Source organism: Cyanobium sp. L1E-Cus, assembly GCF_024345755.1.
GTDB classification, from domain to species: Bacteria; Cyanobacteriota; Cyanobacteriia; order PCC-6307; family Cyanobiaceae; genus Cyanobium_A; species Cyanobium_A usitatum.
The window spans coordinates 1-22698 of record NZ_JAGQBS010000020.1 but is presented as its reverse complement, the minus strand read 5'-3'; the positions used below and the strand labels follow the sequence as shown (position 1 = coordinate 22698).

Sequence of the window (22698 nt, the reverse complement as noted above, 5' to 3'; positions counted from 1 at the left end):
GCTTTTTGGCTGTTGTTTGCTCGTAATCAGCAAACCCGAGCTGCTTGCCGCCCATCACCCCAGTCCCGGCCTTGGTATGCGCACCTATTCTCGCGTGGATGCCCTGCGTTTTCCAGAGTCTCCCTAGAAAACCCCTCTCTGCTTCACCCTGCGCCTGGCTCCCTGAGCTCTGGCAGGCTGACCCGACCCATCACCCCTGGCAGCACCGTGGCCCCTGGCACCAAGCCCCTGCTGCTGCTGATCGACGGCCACTCCCTGGCCTTCCGCAGCTTTTACGCCTTCGCCAAGGGGGGCGAAGGGGGGCTGAGCACCAAGGCGGGGGTGCCCACCAGCGTCACCTACGGCTTCTTAAAGGCCCTGCTCGACAACTGCAAAGGCCTCAAGCCCAATGGCCTGGTGGTGGCCTTCGACACGGCCGAACCCACCTTCCGCCACGAGGCCGATGCGGCCTATAAGGCCCACCGGGATGTGGCGCCGGAGCACTTCTTCGCCGATCTGGCCAACCTGCAGCAGATCCTGGCCGAGAGCCTCGACATACCGCTGGCGATGGCACCGGGCTTCGAGGCCGACGACGTGCTCGGCACCCTGGCCAACAGGGCCGCCAACGCCGGCTGGCGGGTGCGGATCCTCTCGGGCGACCGCGACCTGTTCCAACTGGTCGACGACGAGCGCGACATCGCCGTGCTCTACATGGGTGGCGGCCCCTACGCCAAAAACAGCGGCCCCAGCGAGATCCGCCGCGAGGGCGTGATCGCCAAGCTCGGCGTCACCCCCGAAGAGGTGGTCGACCTCAAGGCGCTCACCGGCGACAGCTCCGACAACATCCCAGGCGTTAAGGGGGTGGGCCCCAAGACCGCCATCAACCTCCTAGCCGCCTACGACCATGTGGACGGCATCTATGCCGCCCTTGAGGCGCTCGAGCTGGCGGGCCCCAAAGCCAAGGACCCCAAGGGCGTGCTTAAGGGAGCCCTGGTGGACAAGCTGCGCGCCGACCGCGACAACGCCTACCGCTCGCGGATGCTGGCCGAAATCCTGATCGACATCCCCCTGCCCAGCGAGCCCCGGCTGGAGCTGGGGGCTGTGAAGGCCGACGCCCTGGCCGGCAGCCTGGAGGAGCTGGAGCTTTACAGCCTGGTGAAACAGGTGCCCAACTTCGCCCAGCTGTTCTCGGCCGTGCCGCCGCAGCCCAGCGAGGGATCCAGCCCAGGCAGCGGCACGCCCAGCCCAGCCACCGCCCAAACCGCCACTAGCGGCAGCCCAGAGGCGAACCCCCCTGAAGAAGCCCCAGCCCTGCCGGCCCTCAAGCCCCAGCTGGTCACCAGCGCCGAGGGCCTGGCCGCCCTGGTGCAGCGCCTCAACGGCTGCACAGATCCGGGCCGCCCCGTGGCCCTAGACACCGAAACCACCAGCCTCAACCCCTTCCAGGCTGAGTTGGTGGGGGTGGGCGTGGCCTGGGGAGATGGCCCGGGGGAACTGGCCTACATCCCGATCGGCCACCATCTTCCCGAGCAGCTCCCAGCGCAGCAGAGCCAAGCCAGCGGGGACATCCAGGAGCTTCTGAAGATCCCTTCTGGAACCTCAACAGAAAGCGCTCCGGGAGGTTGTACATCTGTACAACCTCCTCAACAGATTCAGCAACTGCCCCTAGCTGCGGTGCTCACCGCCCTGGCCCCCTGGCTGGCCAGCGCCTCCCACTCCAAGGCTCTGCAAAACGCCAAGTACGACCGGCTGATCCTGCTGCGCCACGGCCTGCGCCTGGAGGGGGTGGTGATGGACACGATGCTGGCCGATTACCTGCGCGATGCCGGCGAGAAGCACGGCCTCGATGCCCTGGCCGAGCGCAACTTCGGCTTCAGCCCCACCAGCTACAGCGAGCTAGTGCCCAAGGGCGCCAATTTCGCCGCCGTGGCGATCGGCGCAGCCGCCCTCTACTGCGGCATGGATGTGCACCTCACCTGGCGCCTGGCCCAGCTGCTGCGCCGCGAGCTCACCGCCATGGGCGCTGCCCTACCCGAGCTGCTCGACCAGCTGGAGCTGCCCCTCGAGCCGGTGCTGGCCCTGATGGAGGCCACCGGCATCCGCGTCGACACCGCCTACCTGGGTGAGCTCAGCGCCGAGCTCAAAATCACCCTGGATCGCCTTGAGGGCGAGGCCAAGGCCGCCGCCGGGGTGGACTTCAACCTCGCCTCCCCCAAACAGTTGGGCGAACTGTTGTTCGACACCCTTGGGCTGGATCGCAAGAAATCTCGCAAAACCAAAACCGGCTGGAGCACCGATGCCACCGTGCTCGAGAAGCTCGAAACCGATCACCCAGTGGTGCCCCTGGTGCTGGAGCACCGCACCCTCAGCAAGCTCAAGAGCACCTACGTGGATGCCCTGCCGGCCCTGATGGAGCCGGAAACCGGGCGGGTGCACACCGATTTCAACCAGGCCGTCACCGCCACCGGGCGCCTGAGCAGCAGCAACCCCAACCTGCAGAACATCCCGATCCGCACCGAGTTTTCGCGGCGAATCCGCAAGGCCTTCCTGCCCCAGGAGGGTTGGTCGCTGATCAGCGCCGACTACTCCCAGATCGAGCTGCGCATCCTGGCCCACCTTTCTGGCGAAGCGGTGCTGGTGGAGGCCTACCGCACCGGCGACGACGTACACGCCCTCACCGCCCGGCTGCTGCTGGAGAAGGACACCGTGACGCCGGATGAACGCCGCCTGGGCAAGACGATCAACTTCGGCGTGATCTACGGCATGGGCGCCCAGCGCTTCGCCCGAGAAACGGGCGTGAGCCAGGCCGACGCCAAAGAGTTTCTGGGTAAGTACAAGCAGCGCTACCCGAAGGTGTTCGCCTTCCTGGAGCTGCAGGAGCGGCTGGCCCTGAGCCGGGGCTACGTGGAAACGATCCTGGGCCGCCGCCGCCCCTTCCACTTCGACCCCAATGGCCTGGGCCGGCTGCGGGGCAAGGATCCCCTCGAGATCGACCTGGAGGTGGCCCGCCGCGGTGGCATGGAGGCCCAACAGTTGCGGGCTGCTGCCAACGCACCGATCCAGGGATCCAGCGCCGACATCATCAAGCTGGCGATGGTGCAGCTGCACCGGGAGCTAGAGGCGGCCCAGCTACCCGCAAGACTTTTGCTGCAGGTGCACGACGAACTGGTGCTCGAAGCGGCTCCCGAGGCCCTCGAAGCGGTGCTCACCTTGACCCGTGAAACCATGGAGCGGGCCGTGGCCCTGTCGGTGCCCCTGGTGGTGGAGACGGGCGTGGGTCCTAACTGGATGGAAGCCAAGTAACCAGCAGCTCAATGACCCTGCGCCTCACCAACACCCTCACGCGCCGCATCGAGGAATTCCAGCCGCTCGAGCCGGGCCAGGTGAGCATCTACTGCTGCGGCGTGACGGTCTACGACCTCTGCCACCTGGGCCATGCCCGCAGCTACATCGCCTGGGATGTGCTGCGCCGCCACCTGCTGTGGAGCGGCTACCGGGTGACGTTTGTGCAGAACTACACCGACATCGACGACAAGATCCTGGGTCGCGCAGCGGAGGAGGGCAGCTCGATGCAGGCGGTGAGTGAGCGCAACATCGAGGCCTTCGTGACCGACATGGCCCGGCTAAATATCCTGCCGCCCGACCGTATGCCGCGGGCCACCCAAAGCCTGGACGCCATTCGCAGCCTGATCACCGAACTGGAAGCCAAGGGGGCCGCCTACAGCGCCGATGGTGATGTCTATTTCGCCGTGATGAAGCATGCCGGCTACGGCAAGCTCTCCGGCCGCGACCTAGCCGAGCAGCAGGACAACGCCGCCGGCCGAGTGGCCACTGCAGAGGAGGCCCGCAAGCAACACCCCTTCGACTTTGCCCTCTGGAAGGGGACCAAACCCGGCGAACCCAGCTGGGATTCGCCCTGGGGTCCAGGCCGGCCCGGCTGGCATATCGAGTGCTCAGCGATGGTGCGCGAGGAGCTCGGCGACACGATCGACATCCACCTCGGTGGCGCCGACCTGATCTTTCCCCACCACGAAAACGAAATTGCCCAGTCGGAGGCGGCCAGCGGCCAGGAGCTGGCCCGCTATTGGCTGCACAACGGCATGGTCAATGTGGGCGGCCAGAAGATGTCCAAATCCCTGGGCAACTTCACCACCATCCGCGCCCTGCTCGATTCCGGCATCACGCCGATGACATTGCGCCTGTTCACCCTCCAGGCCCACTACCGCAAGCCGCTCGACTTCAGCGCCGACGCCCTTGAGGCCGCCGCCACCGGCTGGAAGGGTCTCAATGCGGCCCTGGGCCTCGCCGCCGCCACCTCAAGCCCCGACCCTGGCGCCACCCCAGAGCTCGCCGCCGCCCGTGCGCGCTTCGCCGCCGCCATGGACGACGACCTCAACACCTCCGCCGCCCTGGCGGTGCTGTTTGAGCTGGCCAAGCCCCTGCGCGCCCTCGCCAATCGGCTGGAGCGCGGCGACACCAGCGCCGCCGAGGAGGCCCGGGCTCCAGAGCTGGTAGATCAAGGCCAGCTGCTGCTGGAACTGGCCGGAGTGCTTGGCCTCCAGAGCGAAACCGAGGCCAAAACCAGCAGCACCAGCCCCGGCCCCAGCGACGCCGAGATCCAGGCCCAAATCGATCAGCGTCAGGCCGCTAAGGCCGCCAAGGATTTCCCTGCTGCCGACGGCATCCGCGATGGCCTGAGGGCCCAGGGCATCGAGCTGATCGACAGGCCTGGAGGCATCACGGAATGGCTGCGGGGCTGAGCATGCCCAACAATCTGGCCAGCTTGCTGTGCTTCTGGCTAAGTTGATCTCATGCAGGTCAACATCCTCGAAGCCAAAAATCAGCTCTCCCGCCTAGTCCGAGCCGCCCAAGCCGGTGAAGAGGTGGTAATCGCCCAGCGGGGCATCCCTGCAGTGAGGCTCGTGGCCGTGGAAAGTCCACCCTGCACCCTCGACCCGATCGCCTGGCTAGACGCCAACCCCTTACCTTCCCACCTGCAGCGCAGCCACACTGCGATCGAAGCCGACATCCAGGCACAGCGCGCCAGTTGGGATTGAGGAGCCTGGTCTATGTCGACAGCTGTGTGCTGATCTACGCCCTAGAACACCATTCCCAGTTTGGCGAAGCAGCCCGGCGGTGCCTGGCAAATCAGCTAGCCGAGGACCGAACCCTGGCAATATCCCCCCTGGTTCAGCTGGAATGCCTGGTGCAGCCCCTAGCCCGCCAGCAAATCGATCTGCTGGTTAGCTATCAGTCCTGGCTGCGGCAGTTTGAGTGGCTCAGCATCAACGATGCCAGCTTCGCCCATGCCACCGCACTACGCGCCATCCACGGCCTTAAAACACCTGATGCGATACACCTGGCCACTGCTCTGCAGCACGGCTGCGTAGCCCTAATAACCAACGACAACCGCCTCGAAAAGGTCCAAGTTGACCTGGTTTGTCTCTCGATCACCGCCAGCACCTGAGTGCAAGCCCTTACTCAGTCCTCGCTCGACTCGGGTGCCTGACGGCCCTGCATCATCCGCTCGATCTTGCGAATCCGCTCCAGGGTGGTGGTCCACACCTCTTTTTGAAAGCCCGGCTCACAGCTATCCACCAGGGCCTGCAGGTCCTCTTGCCGCTCGAAGGCATCCCAGAGCTGGCGCTCGAGCTTGGCCCGGTCGATGAAGTTCCAGCGCTGCAGCCACACGGGCAGTGCCGCCATGGGAAAAGTTCAACTGGGATCAGTTAAGGGGATCCACCCCCACCAGCCCATCGCCAAAGCAACGGCTGCGCAAATGCAGCGGCTTGCCCGTGGCCGGATGCAGCAGCTGCAGACCGGCGGCATGGAGCTGCAGCCGCGGCGCCGCGGCAGGGTCTCCGTAGAGGTGGTCGCCCAGCACCGGATGGCCAAGGTCCGCCAGGTGCACCCGCAACTGATGAGAGCGGCCGGTGCGGGGTTGCAGCAACAGCAAACTCGAGCCCTCGAAGCGCCTCAGCACTCGCCAGCGGGTGAGGGCCGGCTTGCCCCCCTGCTCTAACGGCACCACCCCATAGCGGGGCGGCCGAGTTGCGATCCGGGCTAGCGGCTGGTTGATTACCCCGCCCCGATCCGCAGGCAGCCCCTGGACCACGGCCAGGTAGGTCTTGCGCACGCGCCGTTCGGCGAAAGCGGCACTTAGGGCCCGATGGGTGGTGGCGTCTCTGGCCAGCAGGATCAGCCCCGAGGTATCGCGATCGAGGCGGTGCACCAGCCTTACCTCCGGCCACCGCTCCTGGGCCCTACTGATTAGGGAATCGGCCAGCTCGGGCCCAAGCCCCGGCTGGCTAAGCAGGCCCGAGGGCTTCAGCAGGGCCAGCAGCCAGGGATCGGCATAGAGCACACAACAGCCGGGATCACTGCGGGGCATCCTGCAGGGTCAATGGGAGACTTGCTACCACTTGAGTTGCCGCCGTGAAAGCCCTCTCCGTGCTCGGCTCCACCGGCTCGATCGGCACCCAAACCCTTGAACTGGCCGAGGAATTCCCGGACCGCTTCCGGGTGGTGGCCCTCACGGCCGGCAACAACCTGGATCTATTGGTGAGTCAGATCCAGCGCCATGCGCCTGAAGTGGTGGCCCTGGCCAATGCCGAGCGCGTCAGCGAGCTGTGCGAGCGGCTGCAGGCCCTGGAACCCGCCGCCAGGCCCGCCCGGATGCCCGAGCTGCTGGGGGGCTCTGAGGGCCTCTGCGCCGCCGCCGCCTGGTCCACGGCCGACCTGGTGGTTACGGGGATCGTGGGCTGCGCTGGCCTGCTGCCCACCCTGGCCGCCATCCGCGCCGGCAAGGATCTGGCACTGGCCAATAAGGAAACCCTGATCGCCGCCGGGCCCGTGGTGCTGCCGGAGCTGGAGATAAGCGGCTCACGCCTACTGCCGGCTGATTCCGAGCACTCGGCGATCTTCCAGTGCCTGCAAGGCACCCCCTACGCCGAGACGGCGCGGCTCTCCACCGGCAGCCCCACCCCGGGCCTGCGCCGCATCCAGCTCACGGCCTCCGGCGGCGCCTTCCGCGACTGGGCTCCGGCAGACCTCCACAAGGCCACCGTGGCCGATGCCACCAGCCACCCCAACTGGAGCATGGGCCGCAAAATCACCGTGGATTCGGCCTCCTTAATGAATAAGGGCCTGGAAGTGATCGAGGCCCACTACCTGTTCGGCCTCGACTACGACCACATCGAGATCGTCATCCACCCCCAATCGATCATCCATTCGATGGTGGAGCTGGCCGATTCCTCGGTGCTGGCCCAGCTCGGCTGGCCCGATATGAAGCTGCCCATTCTTTATTGCCTCAGCTGGCCCGAGCGCCTGAGCACCCCCTGGCGCCGGCTCGATCTCACCGAGGTGGGCCAGCTCAGCTTCCGCGCCCCCGACCCGGCCAAATACCCCTGCATGCAGCTGGCCTACGCGGCCGGCCGCGCCGGCGGCACGATGCCGGCGGTAATGAACGCCGCCAACGAACAGGCCGTGGCCCTCTTCCTCGAGGAGAGGGTCCACTTCCTCGATATCCCGACATTGATCGACGGGGTGTGTGATCGCCACCAAGTCGATCTCATGGCCAATCCCTCCCTAGACGACGTGCTGGCCGTAGACGCTTGGGCCCGTCAGGCCGTGCATGAGGCTGCAGCCCGGCTCCAGGCCAAGGCGCCAGCTGCGCTGCCGGCGTGATCTCGCACCACCTGCTGCTCTGCGCCACTCCCAGCAAGGCGCTCTGCTGCCCCGATCCCGCCATTGGCGCCGCCAGCTGGGACGAGCTCAAGCGCCTGGTGCGGGAGCTGGGCCTCGAGGATCCGGCCCGGCCCGAGGGGATCGTGCTGCGCACCAAGGCCGACTGCCTGCGCATTTGCGCCGAGGGCCCCATCCTGCTGATCTGGCCCGAAGGCACCGTTTATGGCGGCGTCAGCCCCGAGCGCATCGAGCCAATCCTGCGGGAGCACGTGATCGGCGGCCAGCCGATTGAGCAGTGGATCATCAAGCGCATGAGCCTCAAAGCTGCCGCTTAAGCCAGCTCGCCACCAGCTGATCACCCCAGCAACTGAGTGGCTCATCACCCACCCCATGGAAGCCGTTATGGCCGCCATGGGCCGTGAGCACCACATCAAGGCCAGGAAGGTGCTGCTGGGCCAAGAGCTGGGCGCCACTGGCCGGCACCCAAGGGTCGTCGAGGGAGTGCAGCAGCAGGCTCGGCGGCAAATCGACCGATGCTGAAAGCAGACGCGGCAGGGGCGAAGCCTCCCGGTAGTAATCGTCAACGGAGGCGTAGCCCCAGCGAGGGGCAGTGATAGCAGCATCGAAGCTGCGAATCGAGCGGGGCCGCTCTGGCCCCTGCAGGGCCTGGCGCTCAGCGTCGCTCACCCCAAATGGATCGGCCAGGGTCTGGGCGCAGAGCCGGCGCAGCAGCCAGCGCTGATACACCCGGTTGCGGGGCAGCTCAATCTGCTGCGAGCAAAGGGCCAGATCAAGCGGGCTGCTGGTGCACACCACACCATCCAGCACCCCCGAACTAGCCAGGCAGGCATTGAGGAGCATCGTGCCGCCCAACGAAATCCCCACACCAAAAAGAGGCAGGCCACCGGCCCGCTGCTGGGCCAACTCCAGTACGGGCAGCAGGTCGCTATCGCAACGGGCTGCATAGGTGCCAGGCGCCAGGTGCCTGCCCGGTCCGGCACCCCGCAAATTCAGGCGCCACACCGCGAAACCCGCGGCTTGAAGGCTGAGGCCCATGCGCCGCAACCCCTCCCGTTCGCTCGATCCACCCAAACCGTGCAGTAAAAGCACAAGTGCCCTAGGTGCCCCAGCAACTGGCGAATCAACCAGCGCTAGCAGGGAGGCATCACCGCCCACCGCAATGGGGAGCGGTTCACCGAGATCTAGGGGCAGCTTTGGCGGCCTGAGGGTGTCTCGCAGGGTCTGGAGATCGGGGCCGATCCAGGGCCAGCGTTGCTTAAAAACAGGGGGTGTCGAGGCGGACTCCTTCAGGCGGCCACCTTCTTACCCACCCCCATGCTGCGCAGCTCGGTGAGCAGGCCATTGAGCACGGCCTTGGCATCACCAAAGACCATGGCGGTCTGGGGCAGCTCAAAGAGGGCGTTTTTAATACCGGCATAGCCAGCGCCAAGGCTGCGCTTCACCACAAACACCTGGCGGGCTTGGTCCACCTCAAGCACGGGCATGCCGTAGAGAGGGCTGGTGGAATCGGTCTTGGCGTCTGGGTTAACCACGTCGTTGGCGCCCAGCACAATCACCACATCGGTGCGGGGGAATTCAGGGTTGACCGTGTCCATCTCCAGCAGTTGCTCGTAGGGCACATCGGCCTCTGCCAGCAGCACATTCATGTGACCAGGCATACGCCCAGCCACAGGGTGGATCGCATAGGTCACCTCCACGCCGTGGTTTTCCAGCAACTTGGAAAGTTCGCGCAGGGCGTGCTGGGCTTGGGCCACCGCCAGGCCATAGCCGGGCACAAACACCACTCGCTCAGCAGCCTCCAGGGCAAGAGCGCATTCCTCAGCGCTGCAGCTGGTGATGCGGGTGTAGCCGGCCTCTTCGCCGCCACCGCCCACCGGTGCCGCCCCACCAAGGGCGCCTCCAAACAAGACGCTCACCAGGGAGCGGTTCATGGCGGTGCACATCACCTGGGTGAGGATCAGGCCCGCAGCACCCACCATGGCGCCAGCCACAATCAGCAGTTGGCTGCCAACGACGAAACCTGCTGCAGCTGCTGCTACTCCGGAATAGGAGTTGAGCAGCGAGATCACCACAGGCATGTCAGCACCGCCGATCGGCAGGGTGACTCCGATACCCAGTAGGGAAGAAGCCACCACCAGCACCCAAAGAGGAGCTCCCGCCATATCGCCAGGGAGGGCAATCGCACCGGCCAGGCAGGCCACCGCCAGTGAAATATTCACGGCGTGGCGCATGGTGCTCTGGGTCCAGCCGGGGGTATCAATCCAGCCCTGCAACTTGCCCATCGCCACGATCGAGCCACTGAAGGTGATCGCACCAACGAACACCGAAATCACGATCGAGATCTGCTCCACCAGGCCGGAGGAGCCCTCCCCCGGGCTAAACAGCGCCACCCCAAGAGCCACCAGCAACGACGCCATACCGCCGCAGCCGTTAAACAGCGCCACGGTTTCGGGCATGGCAGTCATCGGCACCCGCTGGGCCGTAATCAGGCCGAGCACACCGCCCAGGCCAGTGCCGATCGCTACCCAAAGCCAGGCTTGGGGGGAGAGGGGTTGCTGAATCAGCAAGCCAAGCACGGCCAGGCCCATGGCCAGGGCCGCCAAACCATTGGCGGAGCGAGCGGTGCTCACCTTGGAGAGGCCCTTGATACCGAGGGCCAGCAACAGCACGGCACCCAGATCGATCAGGGCGGGCAAAAGATCAAGTCCAGCCATCAGCGGGTCCCTCCGGTGCGGGGTGATTTGCGCGAAAACATGGCCAGCATGCGGTCGGTGACCAGGAAGCCGCCAACGACGTTGAACAGGGCAAAGCCCAGGGAAAGCGAGCCGAGCACCAGCAGGGGCAGCTGGTCATTGGCCTGGGCGATCAGGGTGAGCGAAGCCAGCACGGTGATGCCGCTGATCGCATTGGCACCACTCATAAGAGGAGTGTGCAGGGTGGGAGGCACCTTGCCGATCAGTTCGAGTCCCAAAAGGCTGCCCAGCAAGAGCACCCAGAGGGCTTGGGTCAAGGCACTCATCAGTTAGCTCCGGAAACGAGGTCAGGGAAACGGCAGGCGCCATCGTGAGTGAACAGGCAGCCGGCCACGATCGGGTCCTCCTGGTCGAGCTGGAAGCCGTCTTCGCCCAGCACGTGCTCCACCAGGGCCGCCAGGTTGCGGGCGTAAAGGGCGCTGGCGTGGTTGGCAACGGAGCTGGGCAGGCCATCGCCACCAATCAGGCGCACGCCGTGGCGCTCCACGGTTTGGCCGCAGACCGTGCCGGCGCAGTTGCCGCCCTGGGCCACGGCCAAATCCACCACCACTGAGCCGGGGCGCATACCCGCCAGCATCTCATCGGAAATCAGCAGGGGTGCTCGCCGGCCCGGCACCTGGGCGGTGCAGATCACCATGTCGGCCAGGGCCAGCTGATCGGCCAACTGCTGGCGCTGGGCAGCCAGAAAGGCTTCGCTAGCCGCCTTGGCGTAGCCGCCTGCTTCAGCTGGGCGCTCCTCCTGCTCGGGTGGGGAAAGAAACCTGCCACCCAGAGACTCAACCTGCTCCTTAGCCGCAGGCCGCACATCACTGACATAGACCACCGCGCCAAGACGCCGGGCGGTTGCCAAAGCCTGCAGCCCCGCCACCCCTGCGCCCAGGATCAGGGCCCGAGCCGGCTGAATTGTGCCCGCCGCTGTCATCAACATCGGCACGTAGCGATCTAGGGCTGCAGACGCCAGCAGCACCGCCTTGTAACCGGCGATGTTGGCCTGGGACGACAGCACATCCATGGACTGGGCCCTGCTGATCCGGGGCAGCAGCTCCAAGGCCAAGGCCGACACCCGCCGGGACTGAAGCTGTTCCACTAGGGCGATGGCGCCATAGGGGGAGAGCAGACCAGCCAGCAGGGTGCCGGGCCGCAGCTGATCCAGCACCTCGGCAGCGGGTGGATTGACGCAAAGCACCGCATCGACGCCAGCGCCCAACTCGGGACCTGGGGCAACAAGACGGGCTCCAGCCGTTTCAAATTCATGGTCGGCATAGCCGGCCGCCAAGCCAGCGCTTTGCTCAACTTGCAGCGTCAGCCCCCGGGCCAGCAGCCGGCGAACGGTTTCGGGAGTTGCGGCAACGCGACACTCTCCCGGGTTGCGTTCCCGCAGGATCAATACTTCAGCCAAGTGGGTTCCCGGAGGCCATAGATCTATTAGGGGGTGTCTCCCCTCGCCTGAGCAACACAACTGCGGCAAATGTGCGCAGTTGCCCATCCAAGCCAGGTGGAGCTCAAAACAGGGGAAGCAACTCCTGTTCAACGCAGCTGGCCTGCGGCAGGGCGCCTTGGTGACGCAGCTGACGCGCCCGCAGGATCATCGGATCGATGTCGCATTCAAGAGCCCAGCAGCGGTTTAGATGCCAAAGCTGCAAGGCGGGAGCCCAGGCCCAGGCATCCGGATCGGGGCAGGAGTTCGCCATAGGGAAAACAACAGGGGAGCCGGGGGTTGAACTGAAACTAGGCACGCTGGGCCATAAGCCCATAGGCCAGATCACCCATTTGCAGGTGGCCTGCTGACGCCAGGGCACCTCTGGCCACAATGGCGTGATGGGATTTCCTTCCTTCGACCTGGGCATCCCGCCGCCCACAACAACCGCCGTGCGACCCAGGCAGTGGCAGAGCCGCCTGATCCAGCTGCTGCGGGCCCGCCTGCTCAACCACCAGCCTGGCGGCCATGACGTGCTGATCCATGCAGGACCGGGTGCGGGCAAAACCCTGGGAGCCCTGCTCAGCTTCATCACCCTGCAGCGGGAGGGGAGGCTCGATCGCTTTTTGATCTTCTGCCACCGGAGCTCAATCGCCCGTCAGTGGCTGGGAGCTGCGGAGCGCCTCAACCTGCGCCTGCTGGAGTGGGACCCGGAGCAGGGGCTATCAGCCCTCGAAGCAAATTCAAACTGGGATGGCCTGCTGCTCAGCTATCAGTGCACGGCCCGGCACCGCCTTGCCCTCGAGGCAGCCCTACCCCGCATAGCCCTGGGAAGCTGGCTGGCCATTGCCGATGAAGTGCACCACCTGGGCCTGGATCCGGATGAACCAGAGGCTGCGGCCTGGGGTTTCGCCTTCAGCCAGCTCACCGCTCCAGCCCAGCTGCGACTCGGCCTCACCGGCACCCCTTTCCGCGCCGACAACCTGGCCTTTTGCGCCGCCCGACGGGTAAAAGTGCGCGAGGGAGATCAGGTGATCGAACGCATCGCCCCCGATTTGAGCGTGGAACCCCGCCAGCTGATCTTGGCCGGCGATGTGCGGCCCCTGGAATTTCGCTTCCAGGACGGCTGGGTCGAGCACGGCAGGCCCCAGGCCTCCGCCGACACCGAAACCTCGCCCCTTTCAGCTGAAGCGCGGGAGAGCTGGCGAGCCCGCAACTTGCGCCGCGCCATTCAACTCGGAGATGCCAGCAGCATCGCCCTGCGGCTACTGCTCAAGGCCCGTCAACGGCTGGAGCGAGTGCGGGCCGACCACCCCGAGGCGGGCGGGCTGGTGATCGCCCGCGACATCGCCCACGCCAGGCGCATCACCGGGCTGCTGGAGGAGGAGGGCGACCGGGTACACCTGGTCCATTCCCAGGACCCGGAGGCCAGCGCCCGCCTGGCCGCCTTCCAGGCCGGCGAGGCGGACTGGCTAGTGAGCATTGATATGTGCGCCGAGGGCTTTGACGCCCCAAGACTGCGGGTAGTTGCCTACCTCACCACGGTGGTAACTCGCAGCCGCTTTGTACAAGCCATCACCAGGGCTGTGCGCATGGATGGCCAACGCGCCGCCGTGGAGACCGTGCCGCGGCAGCCGTCCTATGTGTTCGCGCCAGCCGACCCATTGCTGATGAGCTACGCCCGCAGCTGGTCCCTCAGCGAGCCCTACCTGATCAAGCCGAAGCAAGTGGCTACAGAGCCTGTCTCACTCGCTAGTAACCAGGGAGGTTCCCTACCCCTGCAAGCTGTAGAAGCAAGGATCGGTGCGGTGATCAGCATGGGGCCGGAGCTACCGAGTTTTCTGCAGCGAACGGCCTGAAAACTGCTTTAGCGATACAAGGTTTAAGCGCAAATATGCGACGTTGTGTCAACCAATACCTTCCCAGGGCCCATAGCCCGGCAGCGTGGTCTGATCCAAGGGAGAGGGGAGCATGGATGCCGCAGTGAATCGCCGCCTAACCGTTGCTGTCAGCTGGGCTTTGGCCCGCCGAGCCACCCTCGATGCCCTCGAACATTTCGAAGAAAGCTTTGCGGTCACGGAGGAATTCCGAGAATGGCTGCTCTGCCTGGAAGAGCACCCGGAACTCCTTGCCGCAAGCGTGTTGATGGTGCCAAACGACCTGGGCCAGGGAATCCGGCCCACCAGCGACGGCATCCTGGAAATATGAGCCAATTTGAGATGCAAATCCCCAGCAGATTGCACTCAATTCTAAAGCAAATCTAAAGAATTTTGCGCCAGTTTCTCCTTGGCGTTCCTTCCCGCTGCCGCGCCGATCTCCTAGGCTCAACTCATAGTCAATCCGCTTAAGCAATGACGGTTTCGGGGCTTTCAGTCGAAAACCTGGTGATCGTGGGTTCAGGGCCCGCTGGCTACACCGCCGCCATTTACGCCGCCAGGGCCAATCTCAGCCCCGTCCTGATCACGGGCTTCCAGGACGGTGGCATCCCTGGCGGTCAGCTGATGACCACCACCCACGTTGAGAACTTCCCCGGCTTTCCGGACGGGATCATGGGGCCGGAGCTGATGGACAAAATGAAGGCCCAGGCAGTCCGCTGGGGCACCCGTCTGATCGAGGCCGATGCCACCGCGATCGACCTTTCCCAGCGGCCCTACCGCATCACTGCCGAAGGTCAAATCATTGAAACCCAGGCCTTGATCTTGGCCACCGGAGCCAGTGCCAACCGGCTAGGCCTGCCAAGCGAGGAGCGCTTCTGGAGCCAGGGGATCAGCGCCTGTGCGATCTGTGACGGCGCCACGCCCCAGTTCCGTCAAGCCGAACTGGCCGTGGTGGGTGGGGGCGATTCCGCCTGTGAGGAGGCTGTTTATCTGACCAAATACGGCAGCCAGGTGCACCTGATCGTGCGCGGCGAAAAGCTGCGGGCCAGTGGCGCCATGGCCGATCGGGTGCTTGCCAACCCCGCCATCACCGTGCATTGGAACCGCCAAGTGGCAGATGCCAGCGGTGGCGACTGGCTCGAAGCAATCACCCTCAGGGATCCCAGCAGCGGCGCCAGCGAGGAGCTGCCGGTTAAGGGCCTCTTCTACGCCATTGGCCACACCCCCAACACCCGCCTGGTGCAGGGCCAACTGGAGGTTGATAGCCACGGTTACCTGGCCACCCAGGCTGGCCGGCCCGAAACCAGCGCCGCCGGGGTCTACGCCGCTGGCGACGTGGCCGATGCGGAATGGCGTCAGGGCATCACCGCAGCAGGCAGTGGTTGCCAGGCTGCCCTGGCAGCTGAGCGCTGGCTCACCCATCACGACCTGGCCGTCACGGTGAGCCATGAACCAATAGAACCGGCCACCGTCGGCGAACCGGTGCGCACTGCCACCAGCGACGCCGACAACTACGACGCCGAAGCCCTATGGCAGAAGGGAGGTTTTGCCCTGCGCAAGCTCTATCACGACAGCAGCAAGCCCCTGCTGGTCGTCTACACCTCGCCGACCTGCGGTCCCTGCCACGTGCTTAAGCCCCAGCTCAAGCGCGTGCTCGATGAGCTGGGCGGAGCTGCCCAAGGCGTGGAGATCGACATCGAGGCCGAGCAAGAAATTGCCAGCCAAGCCGGTGTTACCGGCACCCCGACGGTGCAGCTGTTCCACAACAAGGAGCTCAAGCAGTCCTTTAAGGGCGTCAAGCAGCGCAGCGAATTCAAAGTCGCGATTGAAGCCCTGCTAGCCGTTGCGGTCTGAAGCGTGCGCTTAACGCCGCCTAGGCCCACCAGGGCGGTTGCCGCCGGGACGGGGGCCGGCAGCCGCATTGCGCTCCCGGTAGGTGATGCGGCCGCGGGTTAGGTCGTAGGGGCTGATCTCCACCAACACCTTGTCACCAGCCAGCAGCTTGATCCTGAATTTGGTCAGCTTGCCTGCCGCCCGGCAGAGACATTGGTGACCAGCCGGCTGCTCCAGGGTCACCAGGTAAAACCCGTTTCCCTGTTCTTTTTCAATCACACCGGAGGTCTCGATCATGCGGGGGCGCTGTCTGGAGGTTCAATCGTTCCGAATAGCTTAATTGCCGCCCGACAGGCGATAGGGTCTGGCTCACTTGTGCCGTTTTGGCTCCACCATGGTTTTGCCGCCGCTTTCGTTGGATCTGGGGCTGCTGCTGATCTCCATTGGTGTGGTGAACCTCTGGAAAGCCCGTCAAGCCAGCTGAATCCAGGCCGCTGACCACCCTTCTTTTCCATAAGCCCTACGGGGTTTTAAGCCAGTTCACGCAAGAAGCCGGCTGTGACTGGGGTTGTTTGGCGGAGTTCATCCCGATTCCGCAGGTTTATGCCGCCGGCAGGCTCGATGCCGATAGCGAGGGATTGCTGCTGCTGACCAGCAATGGCCGCCTGCAGCAGCGCCTCACCGACCCCCGCTTTGGCCACTGGCGCCGCTACTGGGTGCAGGTTGAAGGAGAGGCAGCTGCCCACCCTGAGGCTTTGGAGCAGCTGCGCAGCGGCCTTTTGATTCAGGGGCAACTCACCCTGCCGGCTCGAGCCCAGGCGATCAGCGATCCATCCCTGCCAGAGCGCACCCCACCGATCCGTCAGCGAGCCGCCATTCCCACCAGCTGGCTGCAACTGGAGCTGCAGGAAGGCCGCAACCGTCAGGTGCGTCGCATGACGGCCGCCGTAAATCTGCCCACCCTGAGGCTGCTGCGGGTCGCCATAGACCTTATGGACGGCGCCGCCCCGCTCGAGCTCAATGGCCTGGCACCGGGGCAATGGCGCGAGGTGGACGAAGCCGAAAGCCAGCGCCTCGAGCAGCTGCTTAAGCCGTCGCGGGCCAAGGGAAAAATCTCACCTGGACGGGCCTCACCTGGTCGGGGCGGCCGCGCCGGCGGCGGGAAATCAGGGCGGGGCGCTGGGGGCGGATAGGGCGGCTTAGCCGAGCACGTCCTTGAGCTCCCGCACGGCCTGCAACTGGCCGTAGTAGTAGTTGGCACGGGCCCGCCGGTCAGCATCATCGAGGCCATCGAAAGCATCGAAGCCCAGGGTTTGCCATAGCTCGTGGCCACAGGCCCGATTGAGCTCTTCGGTGGCCTCCGCCTCAAGGTTGGCCAAGCGGCGCTGCAAGTTTTTGATCTGGGCAACCGACATTCACTCCACCAAGCAACCAGATAATAGTACAGGCGAACTGCCGGCCGCAGTCGTAGGCGCCAAGGCCTAGAAGGGAAGCTTCTTCTTGGCTTCCTTGTCGAGGTCAGACTCCATCTCGCGCAGGCGGCGCAGGATCGTGTCGTAGTACTCCTTGAGATAGCCCTCCAGGCCGGTGGTTTCAGCCGGATCGAGCCCGAAGGCCGCGTAGCTGGCCTCCATTGGTGCATCTAGAGCTGTGCCCCCACCGGTGACTGCCTCAAAAGTCAGCCGCTCGGCCACGTTGAGGCTGGCCTCAAAGAAGCCGGTCACAGACCGCATCAACCCCAGCAAGGCAGGCGGCACCCGGAAAGTGCGAGCCTCCTTACCCGTGAACCGCTCACACAACTGGGTGATTTCGCTGGTGGTCCAGGCCCGGGGACCCACCACCGGAAACGCTTGGCGCACGGTTTCCTCACGCTCCAGAGCCGCTACAGCAAAGCGGGCCATGTCCTGGGTGTTCATATAAGCGATTGGGGTGGGCGAGCCACTCACCCAAACCGTCTGACTTTCCAGCACGGGAATCGCAAACTGACTGATCACTCCCTGCATGAAGGCAACGCCGCGCAGGATTGTGTAATCAAAATCCGAGGCCATCAGCCAGTCTTCGGCGCAGGCCTTGATGTCCATCAAGGGCACGTCGCGGTGCTTGTGCGCATCTAGCAAGGACACAAACACCAGACGCTTCACCGAGGCGGCCTGGCAGGCGGCGAATAAATTCTGCTTGCCTTTCCAGTCAATGTCGTAAGCACTGGCGGAATCCGTGGCGCGGGCAGTGGCCGCATCTATAACTGCGTCCTGACCTTCTAGGGCATAGGCGAGGCTTTCAGGCTCAAGCAGATCGCCGCGGGTTAGCTCGCAGCCCCATTCCTGCAGGAAAGCGGCTTTACGGGGGGAGCGCACCATGCAGCGCACCTGATGGCCTGCATCGAGGGCACGGCGGGCAACTTGCCGGCCCAGGGTGCCCGTTCCGCCAACCACCAAAACCTGCATTAGCAACCTTCAAGCGGGCCCGAGCCTAGGTGTCCGACGGGTCGAGCCGGGAGCAGGGGGTTCTGACTGGCCTTTGGAGCTCAGTCGTTGTCGGCCAGCTTCAACAGCAGGGCTCCGCCGGCAAGACCAACGGGGATGAGTATCCAAAACAAAGCTGCGGTACCGAAAATTTCAGCAGCCATGGCGAAGTGAAAGGAAGTCCATCCTATTTAGCAGTGTCAGTAGCCATTTCAACCAACTGAGCGGCGGTCTGCAGGATCTCGCCCCAGGCTGCATCGCTGCGCAGCTGACCCGGCATCACCCCACTGACCTGGGCCGACCAGCCCCCCTCCCGCATGGCCGCCACCAGGCTGAGCAGCGGTGGCGCCCCCCCTTTAAGGCGGCGCGCGATTTCCGCCATCGGCCAGCAGCGGGCCGGCAGTCCCCTATCAGCAAGCAGGCGGGCAAGCAGGCGAGCCCCCTCCGTACTGAGGTTTGCCCCTTGATCAACCTCAGCGAACGCCTGCATTTCAGCCAGCAGCCCAGGCTCCTGCAACGGGCCGATCCACAGAGGACCGCTGATCGCCAGGGGCGCAATCTCGCCGGCAGGGCAATGGCAGGGCAGCCACTGACGTAAGCGAATCAACGGCTGCACCTGCTGATCGCCGCAGCCATGGCAGTGGGCCAGCATGCCGAGGTGATGCTCCTCCCCTGGCTCGCTGCGGCGGCGCAGGCGCACCGCGCTGCGAAAGGTGCGCCCTTCACTGAAGCTAAATAGGGGCTCGATGCCCCGGCCCAAGGCCCAGGCCGCTCGAGCCACGCTGCCAAGTTGCAGGCGCAGGGCCAGCTCCCAGCTGGCGGGATGGGCCCGGGCCGCCGCCCCCAGCAGCCGGATCGCAGCCGGGCGGTCGTGGCCGGTGGGGGAGCGGCCATCGGTGCTGGCTAGGTAAAGCACACCGCCGAAGGACACCGCCTCCAGCGCTAGGGGCAGCAGGGCCGTGGGGCAGCCAAAGCCATCCAGGTCTAGGAGCTCGAAACGCTCCTGGCGCTGCAGGCAATCCGCCAGCAGGTGCTGGGCAGTAAGGGCGCTGCAACGCAAACCCGCCAGGGATGCCAGGTTTTCACGCAGCAAAGGCAGCCGATCCGGATCAGCGTCGTTAGCCCACACCGCCACGGCTCCACCCTCCAGGCCGTAGCGCAAGGCCCTGATGCCGCAGCCGGCCATGGCATCGAGCACCCGCAAGGGGCCGCGGGCCGCCAGCGTTTGGGCGAGCAGCACCCCCAAATCCCGAGAAGGACGCGACTCCGGCCTAAAAAAACCGGCGCCGGGCAACAGGCGAGCCCGTCCTTCGCAATAGTGAGCGTCGATGTGCTGGCTCAGGAGATCAACCGTGGCTGCAACAGTCCAGCCTGCACCTCCACCCGCGGCGGACGGCAGCTCAGGGGCGGAGTGGGGCACACACGCCGATTGGCTCTGGCGAGGGGAGCGCTGCCACTGGCGGGTGCTGGGGGAAGAAAATTACCCGGCCCTGGTGCTTGTGCATGGCTTCGCCGCCGGCAGCGGCCACTGGCGCCGCAACGCTGCGGTGCTGGCTGCAGCCGGCTGGCGGGTTTATGGCATTGATCTAATCGGCTTCGGCGCCTCAAGCCAACCGTCCCTGCGACTGGACAACCGCCTCTGGGCCAGGCAGCTGCAGGCCTTTCTCGAGCAGGTGGTGCAGGGGCCAGCCGTGCTGGTGGGCCATTCCCTCGGCGGCCTGGTGGCTCTCAGCTGCGCCGTGTTTTTTCCCCAGCTGGTGCGAGCAGTCGTGGCAGCCCCCCTACCCGACCCAACCTTGCTGCTGGCTGACAGCAGCAGCCCACCCCGCCGCCGGCCCTGGCAACGCCGGCTGCAGCGCTGGCTCGTGACCCTTCTCTGCCGGCTGCTACCCCTGGAGCTACTGGTGCCCCTGATTGCCCACTCGCCCCTGCTGGATTTAGGCATTCAGTCGGCCTACAGCGAAGCGGTGATCGGCGACAGGGACCTGCACCGGCTGATTGCCAGGCCAGCCCGGCGGCCTGGAGCGGTGCGGGCCCTGCGGGCGATGAGCATCGCCATGGCCCTGCGTCCCTACGGAGCAACCGCCCCAGCCCTGCTGCGCAGGCTGGGGCGTCCCCTGCTGTTGATCTGGGGGCAGCGCGACCGACTGGTGCCCGTTCAGGTGGCCCAGCAGGTGCGGCGACTGCGACCCGAGCTTCCCCTCACGGTGCTGACTGGCAGTGGTCACTGTCCCCATGACGAACATGCCGACGCCTTTAATGCCGCCTTACTTCAATGGCTTGACCAATTGCCAGCCGCCGAGACCCTTTCTGGGCCTGGGCGGTAACTTGGAATGCAGCCAGCGCCACGGGTCCCTCAGGAGATGAAACACACCCTTTCGGTGTTGGTGGAAGACGAATCCGGTGCCCTCAGCCGCATCTCCGGCCTATTCGCCCGCCGCGGCTTCAACATTGAAAGCCTGGCGGTGGGTCCCGCTGAAAAGGCTGGCATTTCCAGGCTCACCATGGTGGTCGCAGGCGACGATCACACCCTCGAGCAGATGACAAAGCAGCTCGACAAGCTGGTCAACGTGCTTGGGGTGATTGATCTATCCCACATACCTGCCGTGGAGAGGGAACTGATGTTGCTCAAGGTGTCGGCTCCTGCCGAAACCCGCAGCGCCATCCTGGATCTGGTGCAGGTGTTCCGCGCCAATGTCGTCGACGTGGCCGATGACGCCTTGACGCTTGAGGTGGTAGGTGATCCGGGCAAGCTCGTCGCCCTCGAACAAGTGATGGAGAGCTACGGCATCCTTGAAATCGCCCGCACCGGCAAGGTGGCATTGGAGCGGGCTTCGGGCGTCAACACGGCTTTCCTGAAGGTCACCGCATCCAGCAAGCGGGTACCCGCCTAGGGATTTCCCTTCACCAACTTCCCGCCCGACACCAGCGTGGCTTTGACGATCTTGTCGCCCTGGCGGATCTGGTCGACCACCTCCATGCCCTTACTCACCCTGCCAAAGACGGCGTAGCGGCCATCCAGTTCAGGCAAGGCCTGCAGGGCTACGTAGAACTGGGCGCTGGCGGAGTTGGGATCGGCGGAACGGGCCATGGCAACAGCTCCGCGTTGATGGGCCAAAGCCAGTTGGCGGGTAGCTCCTGGGGCCGTCACAGGCTCGCCATACCGCGGTTCTGGTTCGTCGCTGCGCTTGATCTCCAAGGGAATCAGACGGGGTATTCCCGTGGCTGGATCCACAAAACTGCCCAGGCCGTGCTGGCTGGCTGGCACCTTTGGATCAGCGCTGGTGGGGTCGCCGCCCTGCACCACAAAAGGCACCGGCTCTCGCACAACTCGATGAAAAGCGGTGCCGTTGTAGACGCCACGCTGAACTAGATCAACGAAATTGCCCGCCGTCAGCGGCGCGGCAGCACCATCTAGCTGCAGCTGCACCTCACCCTTGCTGGTCTGCAGTGCGACTGTGGCCGTACCGCTGAGGCAGGGGGTGCTGGCGGTGCTGCAACCCACAGGGCTGCTGCCACCATCAGCCGCACAGGCGACCAGAGATAGGGGCGCTAGCAACAACAAACCGCCCAGGAGCCAGCGACTCAACCAGTTGCCAGTCATCAAATTGCCAGTCTTCGAATTGGTATTCATCAAACCCCCTCCAGCGGCACGCCCAAAAAGCGGGCAAGTTGGGCGCCAGACAACTCCAGATCGGCCAGGGGCATGGGCTCGCCAACCCTGGTCAAGGGCATATCCCGCCTGCCCTGCACCTTGAGGGCCAGGCGACGCCGAGGATTAAGGCCATCTCGCACCTCTACCTTCACAGCCTGAATCTCCCGCAACGGGATATCCACCGTGATCTCTTGGCGAAAGCCGCGGCGACTAATAGTTGCCACACCAGCATCCCGATCAAAGCGGTTGCTACCCGCGCCAACGTCGATGCCGATCACAACCCAGAGGTAGGCACACAGCGCCATGGCGGCCAGCCCGTAGAGCCCCATGACCAACCCCTGGGGCAGCCAAGCCAGCTCGGCGGGGTGGCCGATCGGCAGCAGGTCAGTGCCGAGATAGCTGGAGACACTGGTGAGTAGGAAGCCGATCCCGCCAGTGGTCACCACCAAGGCAACCAACACATTGGAAAGGCGCCTTGAGCCCAGCACCGGCAGCTCAAGCAAGGGGGCAGGAGCCTGGGGAGAGGCCATGACCTGGAGCAAGGAATGGTGCCATCCTGACCGGTCGTCGGGGGAGCTGGGCTGATCAAGACCAAGCGCTCAGAAGCAAAGCAAAAGACAGTCAGAAATCAGCTGCGAAAGCCCAGCGAGAGAAAGCCATGTCAGCCCGTTTCAACCGGTCTCGCGATCCGCTTCAGCGTTGTTACTATCGCCCGGTAATCCCACAGCCTCCGCGGGTTTCCCGCACCGTTTCATCATCATGACGATCGCTGTAGGGCGCGCGCCAGCAGCACGGGGATGGTTCGACGTCCTCGATGACTGGCTCAAGCGCGACCGCTTCGTATTTGTGGGGTGGTCTGGTCTGCTCCTGTTCCCCACGGCCTATCTGGCCCTGGGTGGCTGGCTCACCGGCACCACCTTTGTCACTTCCTGGTACACCCACGGAATTGCCAGCTCCTACCTAGAGGGCTGCAACTTCCTCACCGCCGCCGTCAGCACCCCTGCTGATGCCATGG

The 22698-nt window shown here is 65.0% G+C and carries 26 protein-coding genes and 1 pseudogene; 13 read left to right on the top strand and 14 right to left on the bottom strand.

The features are described 5' to 3' along the window. Positions 1-207: 207 nt before the first annotated feature. Genes polA through KBZ22_RS13455 form a run of 4 tightly spaced genes read left to right on the top strand, consistent with a single transcriptional unit; the run spans position 208 to position 5446 of the window. Complete coding sequence (gene polA, locus KBZ22_RS13470; RefSeq protein ID WP_255022352.1) at positions 208-3282, top strand: DNA polymerase I; 3075 nt, start codon at positions 208-210, stop codon at positions 3280-3282. Positions 3283-3293: 11 nt separating this feature from the next. Beyond that, positions 3294-4739 (top strand): cysteine--tRNA ligase, encoded by a 1446-nt coding sequence (gene cysS, locus KBZ22_RS13465; protein WP_255022351.1) that lies wholly within the window; start codon positions 3294-3296, stop codon positions 4737-4739. A 51-nt stretch (positions 4740-4790) separates the two neighbouring features. Next, positions 4791-5036 carry a type II toxin-antitoxin system Phd/YefM family antitoxin gene (locus KBZ22_RS13460; protein WP_255022350.1) on the top strand — a complete coding sequence of 82 codons (246 nt, stop codon included), beginning with the start codon at positions 4791-4793 and terminating at the stop codon, positions 5034-5036. Beyond that, positions 5033-5446, top strand: coding sequence for a PIN domain-containing protein (locus KBZ22_RS13455; protein WP_255022349.1), 414 nt, complete (start codon positions 5033-5035; stop codon positions 5444-5446). The genes KBZ22_RS13460 and KBZ22_RS13455 overlap by 4 nt, the downstream gene beginning before the upstream one ends. A 14-nt stretch (positions 5447-5460) precedes the next feature. Here the strand turns inward: KBZ22_RS13455 and KBZ22_RS13450 are convergent, their stop codons facing one another. Then, positions 5461-5685, bottom strand: a complete 225-nt coding sequence (locus KBZ22_RS13450) for a hypothetical protein (protein ID WP_255022348.1) — start codon at positions 5683-5685, stop codon at positions 5461-5463. A gap of 19 nt (positions 5686-5704) precedes the next feature. Further along, positions 5705-6370: an RluA family pseudouridine synthase gene (locus tag KBZ22_RS13445; protein ID WP_255022347.1), complete on the bottom strand. Its 666-nt coding sequence runs from the start codon at positions 6368-6370 to the stop codon at positions 5705-5707. 44 nt (positions 6371-6414) lie between these two features. Here KBZ22_RS13445 and KBZ22_RS13440 point away from each other — a divergent pair, with 44 nt between their 5' ends. Together KBZ22_RS13440 and KBZ22_RS13435 are read left to right on the top strand one after the other, a co-directional pair. Beyond that, the gene (locus KBZ22_RS13440) at positions 6415-7665 is read left to right on the top strand and encodes a 1-deoxy-D-xylulose-5-phosphate reductoisomerase (RefSeq protein WP_255022346.1); all 1251 of its coding nucleotides are present in this window, start codon (positions 6415-6417) and stop codon (positions 7663-7665) included. Beyond that, entirely contained in the window at positions 7662-8000 is a 339-nt protein-coding gene (locus tag KBZ22_RS13435) for a ferredoxin (RefSeq protein ID WP_254942542.1), read from the top strand. The genes KBZ22_RS13440 and KBZ22_RS13435 overlap by 4 nt, the downstream gene beginning before the upstream one ends. On the opposite strand, the gene KBZ22_RS13430 is transcribed toward KBZ22_RS13435, so the two are convergent. The 5 genes from KBZ22_RS13430 to KBZ22_RS13410 form a co-directional block, all read right to left on the bottom strand. After that, a complete protein-coding gene (locus tag KBZ22_RS13430; protein ID WP_255022355.1) occupies positions 7984-8976 on the bottom strand; it encodes a YheT family hydrolase in 993 nt (330 codons plus the stop codon). The genes KBZ22_RS13435 and KBZ22_RS13430 overlap by 17 nt on opposite strands. Next, positions 8973-10400, bottom strand: coding sequence for an NAD(P)(+) transhydrogenase (Re/Si-specific) subunit beta (locus KBZ22_RS13425; RefSeq protein WP_106633122.1), 1428 nt, complete (start codon positions 10398-10400; stop codon positions 8973-8975). The genes KBZ22_RS13430 and KBZ22_RS13425 overlap by 4 nt, the downstream gene beginning before the upstream one ends. Then, the gene (locus KBZ22_RS13420) at positions 10400-10705 is read right to left on the bottom strand and encodes an NAD(P) transhydrogenase subunit alpha (protein WP_106633123.1); all 306 of its coding nucleotides are present in this window, start codon (positions 10703-10705) and stop codon (positions 10400-10402) included. Before KBZ22_RS13420 ends, KBZ22_RS13425 begins: the two co-directional genes overlap by 1 nt. Continuing rightward, positions 10705-11838, bottom strand: a complete 1134-nt coding sequence (locus tag KBZ22_RS13415; protein WP_255022345.1) for an NAD(P) transhydrogenase subunit alpha — start codon at positions 11836-11838, stop codon at positions 10705-10707. The genes KBZ22_RS13420 and KBZ22_RS13415 overlap by 1 nt, the downstream gene beginning before the upstream one ends. A gap of 103 nt (positions 11839-11941) precedes the next feature. After that, entirely contained in the window at positions 11942-12130 is a 189-nt protein-coding gene (locus KBZ22_RS13410) for a hypothetical protein (RefSeq protein WP_127432044.1), read from the bottom strand. A gap of 127 nt (positions 12131-12257) precedes the next feature. On the opposite strand from KBZ22_RS13410, the gene KBZ22_RS13405 reads away from it, so the two are divergent. The 3 genes from KBZ22_RS13405 (at position 12258) to trxB (ending at position 15587) form a co-directional block, all read left to right on the top strand. Further along, positions 12258-13715 carry a DEAD/DEAH box helicase gene (locus KBZ22_RS13405; RefSeq protein ID WP_255022344.1) on the top strand — a complete coding sequence of 486 codons (1458 nt, stop codon included), beginning with the start codon at positions 12258-12260 and terminating at the stop codon, positions 13713-13715. A gap of 124 nt (positions 13716-13839) precedes the next feature. Then, positions 13840-14064 (top strand): hypothetical protein, encoded by a 225-nt coding sequence (locus tag KBZ22_RS13400; RefSeq protein ID WP_254942907.1) that lies wholly within the window; start codon positions 13840-13842, stop codon positions 14062-14064. 143 nt (positions 14065-14207) lie between these two features. Further along, a complete protein-coding gene (gene trxB / locus KBZ22_RS13395) occupies positions 14208-15587 on the top strand; it encodes a thioredoxin-disulfide reductase (RefSeq protein ID WP_255022343.1) in 1380 nt (459 codons plus the stop codon). A 9-nt stretch (positions 15588-15596) separates the two neighbouring features. On the opposite strand, the gene infA is transcribed toward trxB, so the two are convergent. Continuing rightward, positions 15597-15863 (bottom strand): translation initiation factor IF-1, encoded by a 267-nt coding sequence (gene infA, locus KBZ22_RS13390; protein ID WP_094560946.1) that lies wholly within the window; start codon positions 15861-15863, stop codon positions 15597-15599. Positions 15864-16060: 197 nt separating this feature from the next. On the opposite strand from infA, the gene KBZ22_RS13385 reads away from it, so the two are divergent. Further along, positions 16061-16759 (top strand): pseudouridine synthase, encoded by a 699-nt coding sequence (locus KBZ22_RS13385; protein ID WP_255022354.1) that lies wholly within the window; start codon positions 16061-16063, stop codon positions 16757-16759. Positions 16760-16765: 6 nt separating this feature from the next. Here the strand turns inward: KBZ22_RS13385 and KBZ22_RS13380 are convergent, their stop codons facing one another. The 4 genes from KBZ22_RS13380 to KBZ22_RS13365 form a co-directional block, all read right to left on the bottom strand. Beyond that, the gene (locus KBZ22_RS13380; protein WP_255022342.1) at positions 16766-16981 is read right to left on the bottom strand and encodes a hypothetical protein; all 216 of its coding nucleotides are present in this window, start codon (positions 16979-16981) and stop codon (positions 16766-16768) included. Between the two features lie 66 nt (positions 16982-17047). Beyond that, entirely contained in the window at positions 17048-18010 is a 963-nt protein-coding gene (locus KBZ22_RS13375) for an NAD(P)H-binding protein (RefSeq protein ID WP_255022341.1), read from the bottom strand. Positions 18011-18090: 80 nt separating this feature from the next. After that, complete coding sequence (gene petM / locus KBZ22_RS13370) at positions 18091-18192, bottom strand: cytochrome b6-f complex subunit PetM (RefSeq protein WP_106633132.1); 102 nt, start codon at positions 18190-18192, stop codon at positions 18091-18093. A 23-nt stretch (positions 18193-18215) separates the two neighbouring features. Beyond that, positions 18216-19448: a N2,N2-dimethylguanosine tRNA methyltransferase gene (locus KBZ22_RS13365; RefSeq protein WP_315858621.1), complete on the bottom strand. Its 1233-nt coding sequence runs from the start codon at positions 19446-19448 to the stop codon at positions 18216-18218. Here KBZ22_RS13365 and KBZ22_RS13360 point away from each other — a divergent pair. Beyond that, entirely contained in the window at positions 19357-20355 is a 999-nt protein-coding gene (locus tag KBZ22_RS13360; RefSeq protein ID WP_396112141.1) for an alpha/beta fold hydrolase, read from the top strand. The genes KBZ22_RS13365 and KBZ22_RS13360 overlap by 92 nt on opposite strands. 36 nt (positions 20356-20391) lie before the next feature. After that, positions 20392-20922, top strand: a complete 531-nt coding sequence (gene ilvN, locus KBZ22_RS13355; RefSeq protein ID WP_106633134.1) for an acetolactate synthase small subunit — start codon at positions 20392-20394, stop codon at positions 20920-20922. On the opposite strand, the gene KBZ22_RS13350 is transcribed toward ilvN, so the two are convergent. Both KBZ22_RS13350 and KBZ22_RS13345 read right to left on the bottom strand, forming a co-directional pair. Then, positions 20919-21632 (bottom strand): peptidylprolyl isomerase, encoded by a 714-nt coding sequence (locus tag KBZ22_RS13350; protein WP_255022339.1) that lies wholly within the window; start codon positions 21630-21632, stop codon positions 20919-20921. The genes ilvN and KBZ22_RS13350 overlap by 4 nt on opposite strands. Positions 21633-21661: 29 nt before the next feature. Continuing rightward, positions 21662-22213, bottom strand: a complete 552-nt coding sequence (locus KBZ22_RS13345; RefSeq protein WP_254942912.1) for a photosystem I assembly protein Ycf4 — start codon at positions 22211-22213, stop codon at positions 21662-21664. A gap of 229 nt (positions 22214-22442) precedes the next feature. On the opposite strand from KBZ22_RS13345, the pseudogene KBZ22_RS13340 reads away from it, so the two are divergent. Continuing rightward, positions 22443-22698, top strand: a pseudogene (locus tag KBZ22_RS13340) (photosystem II D2 protein (photosystem q(a) protein)); the annotation flags it as partial.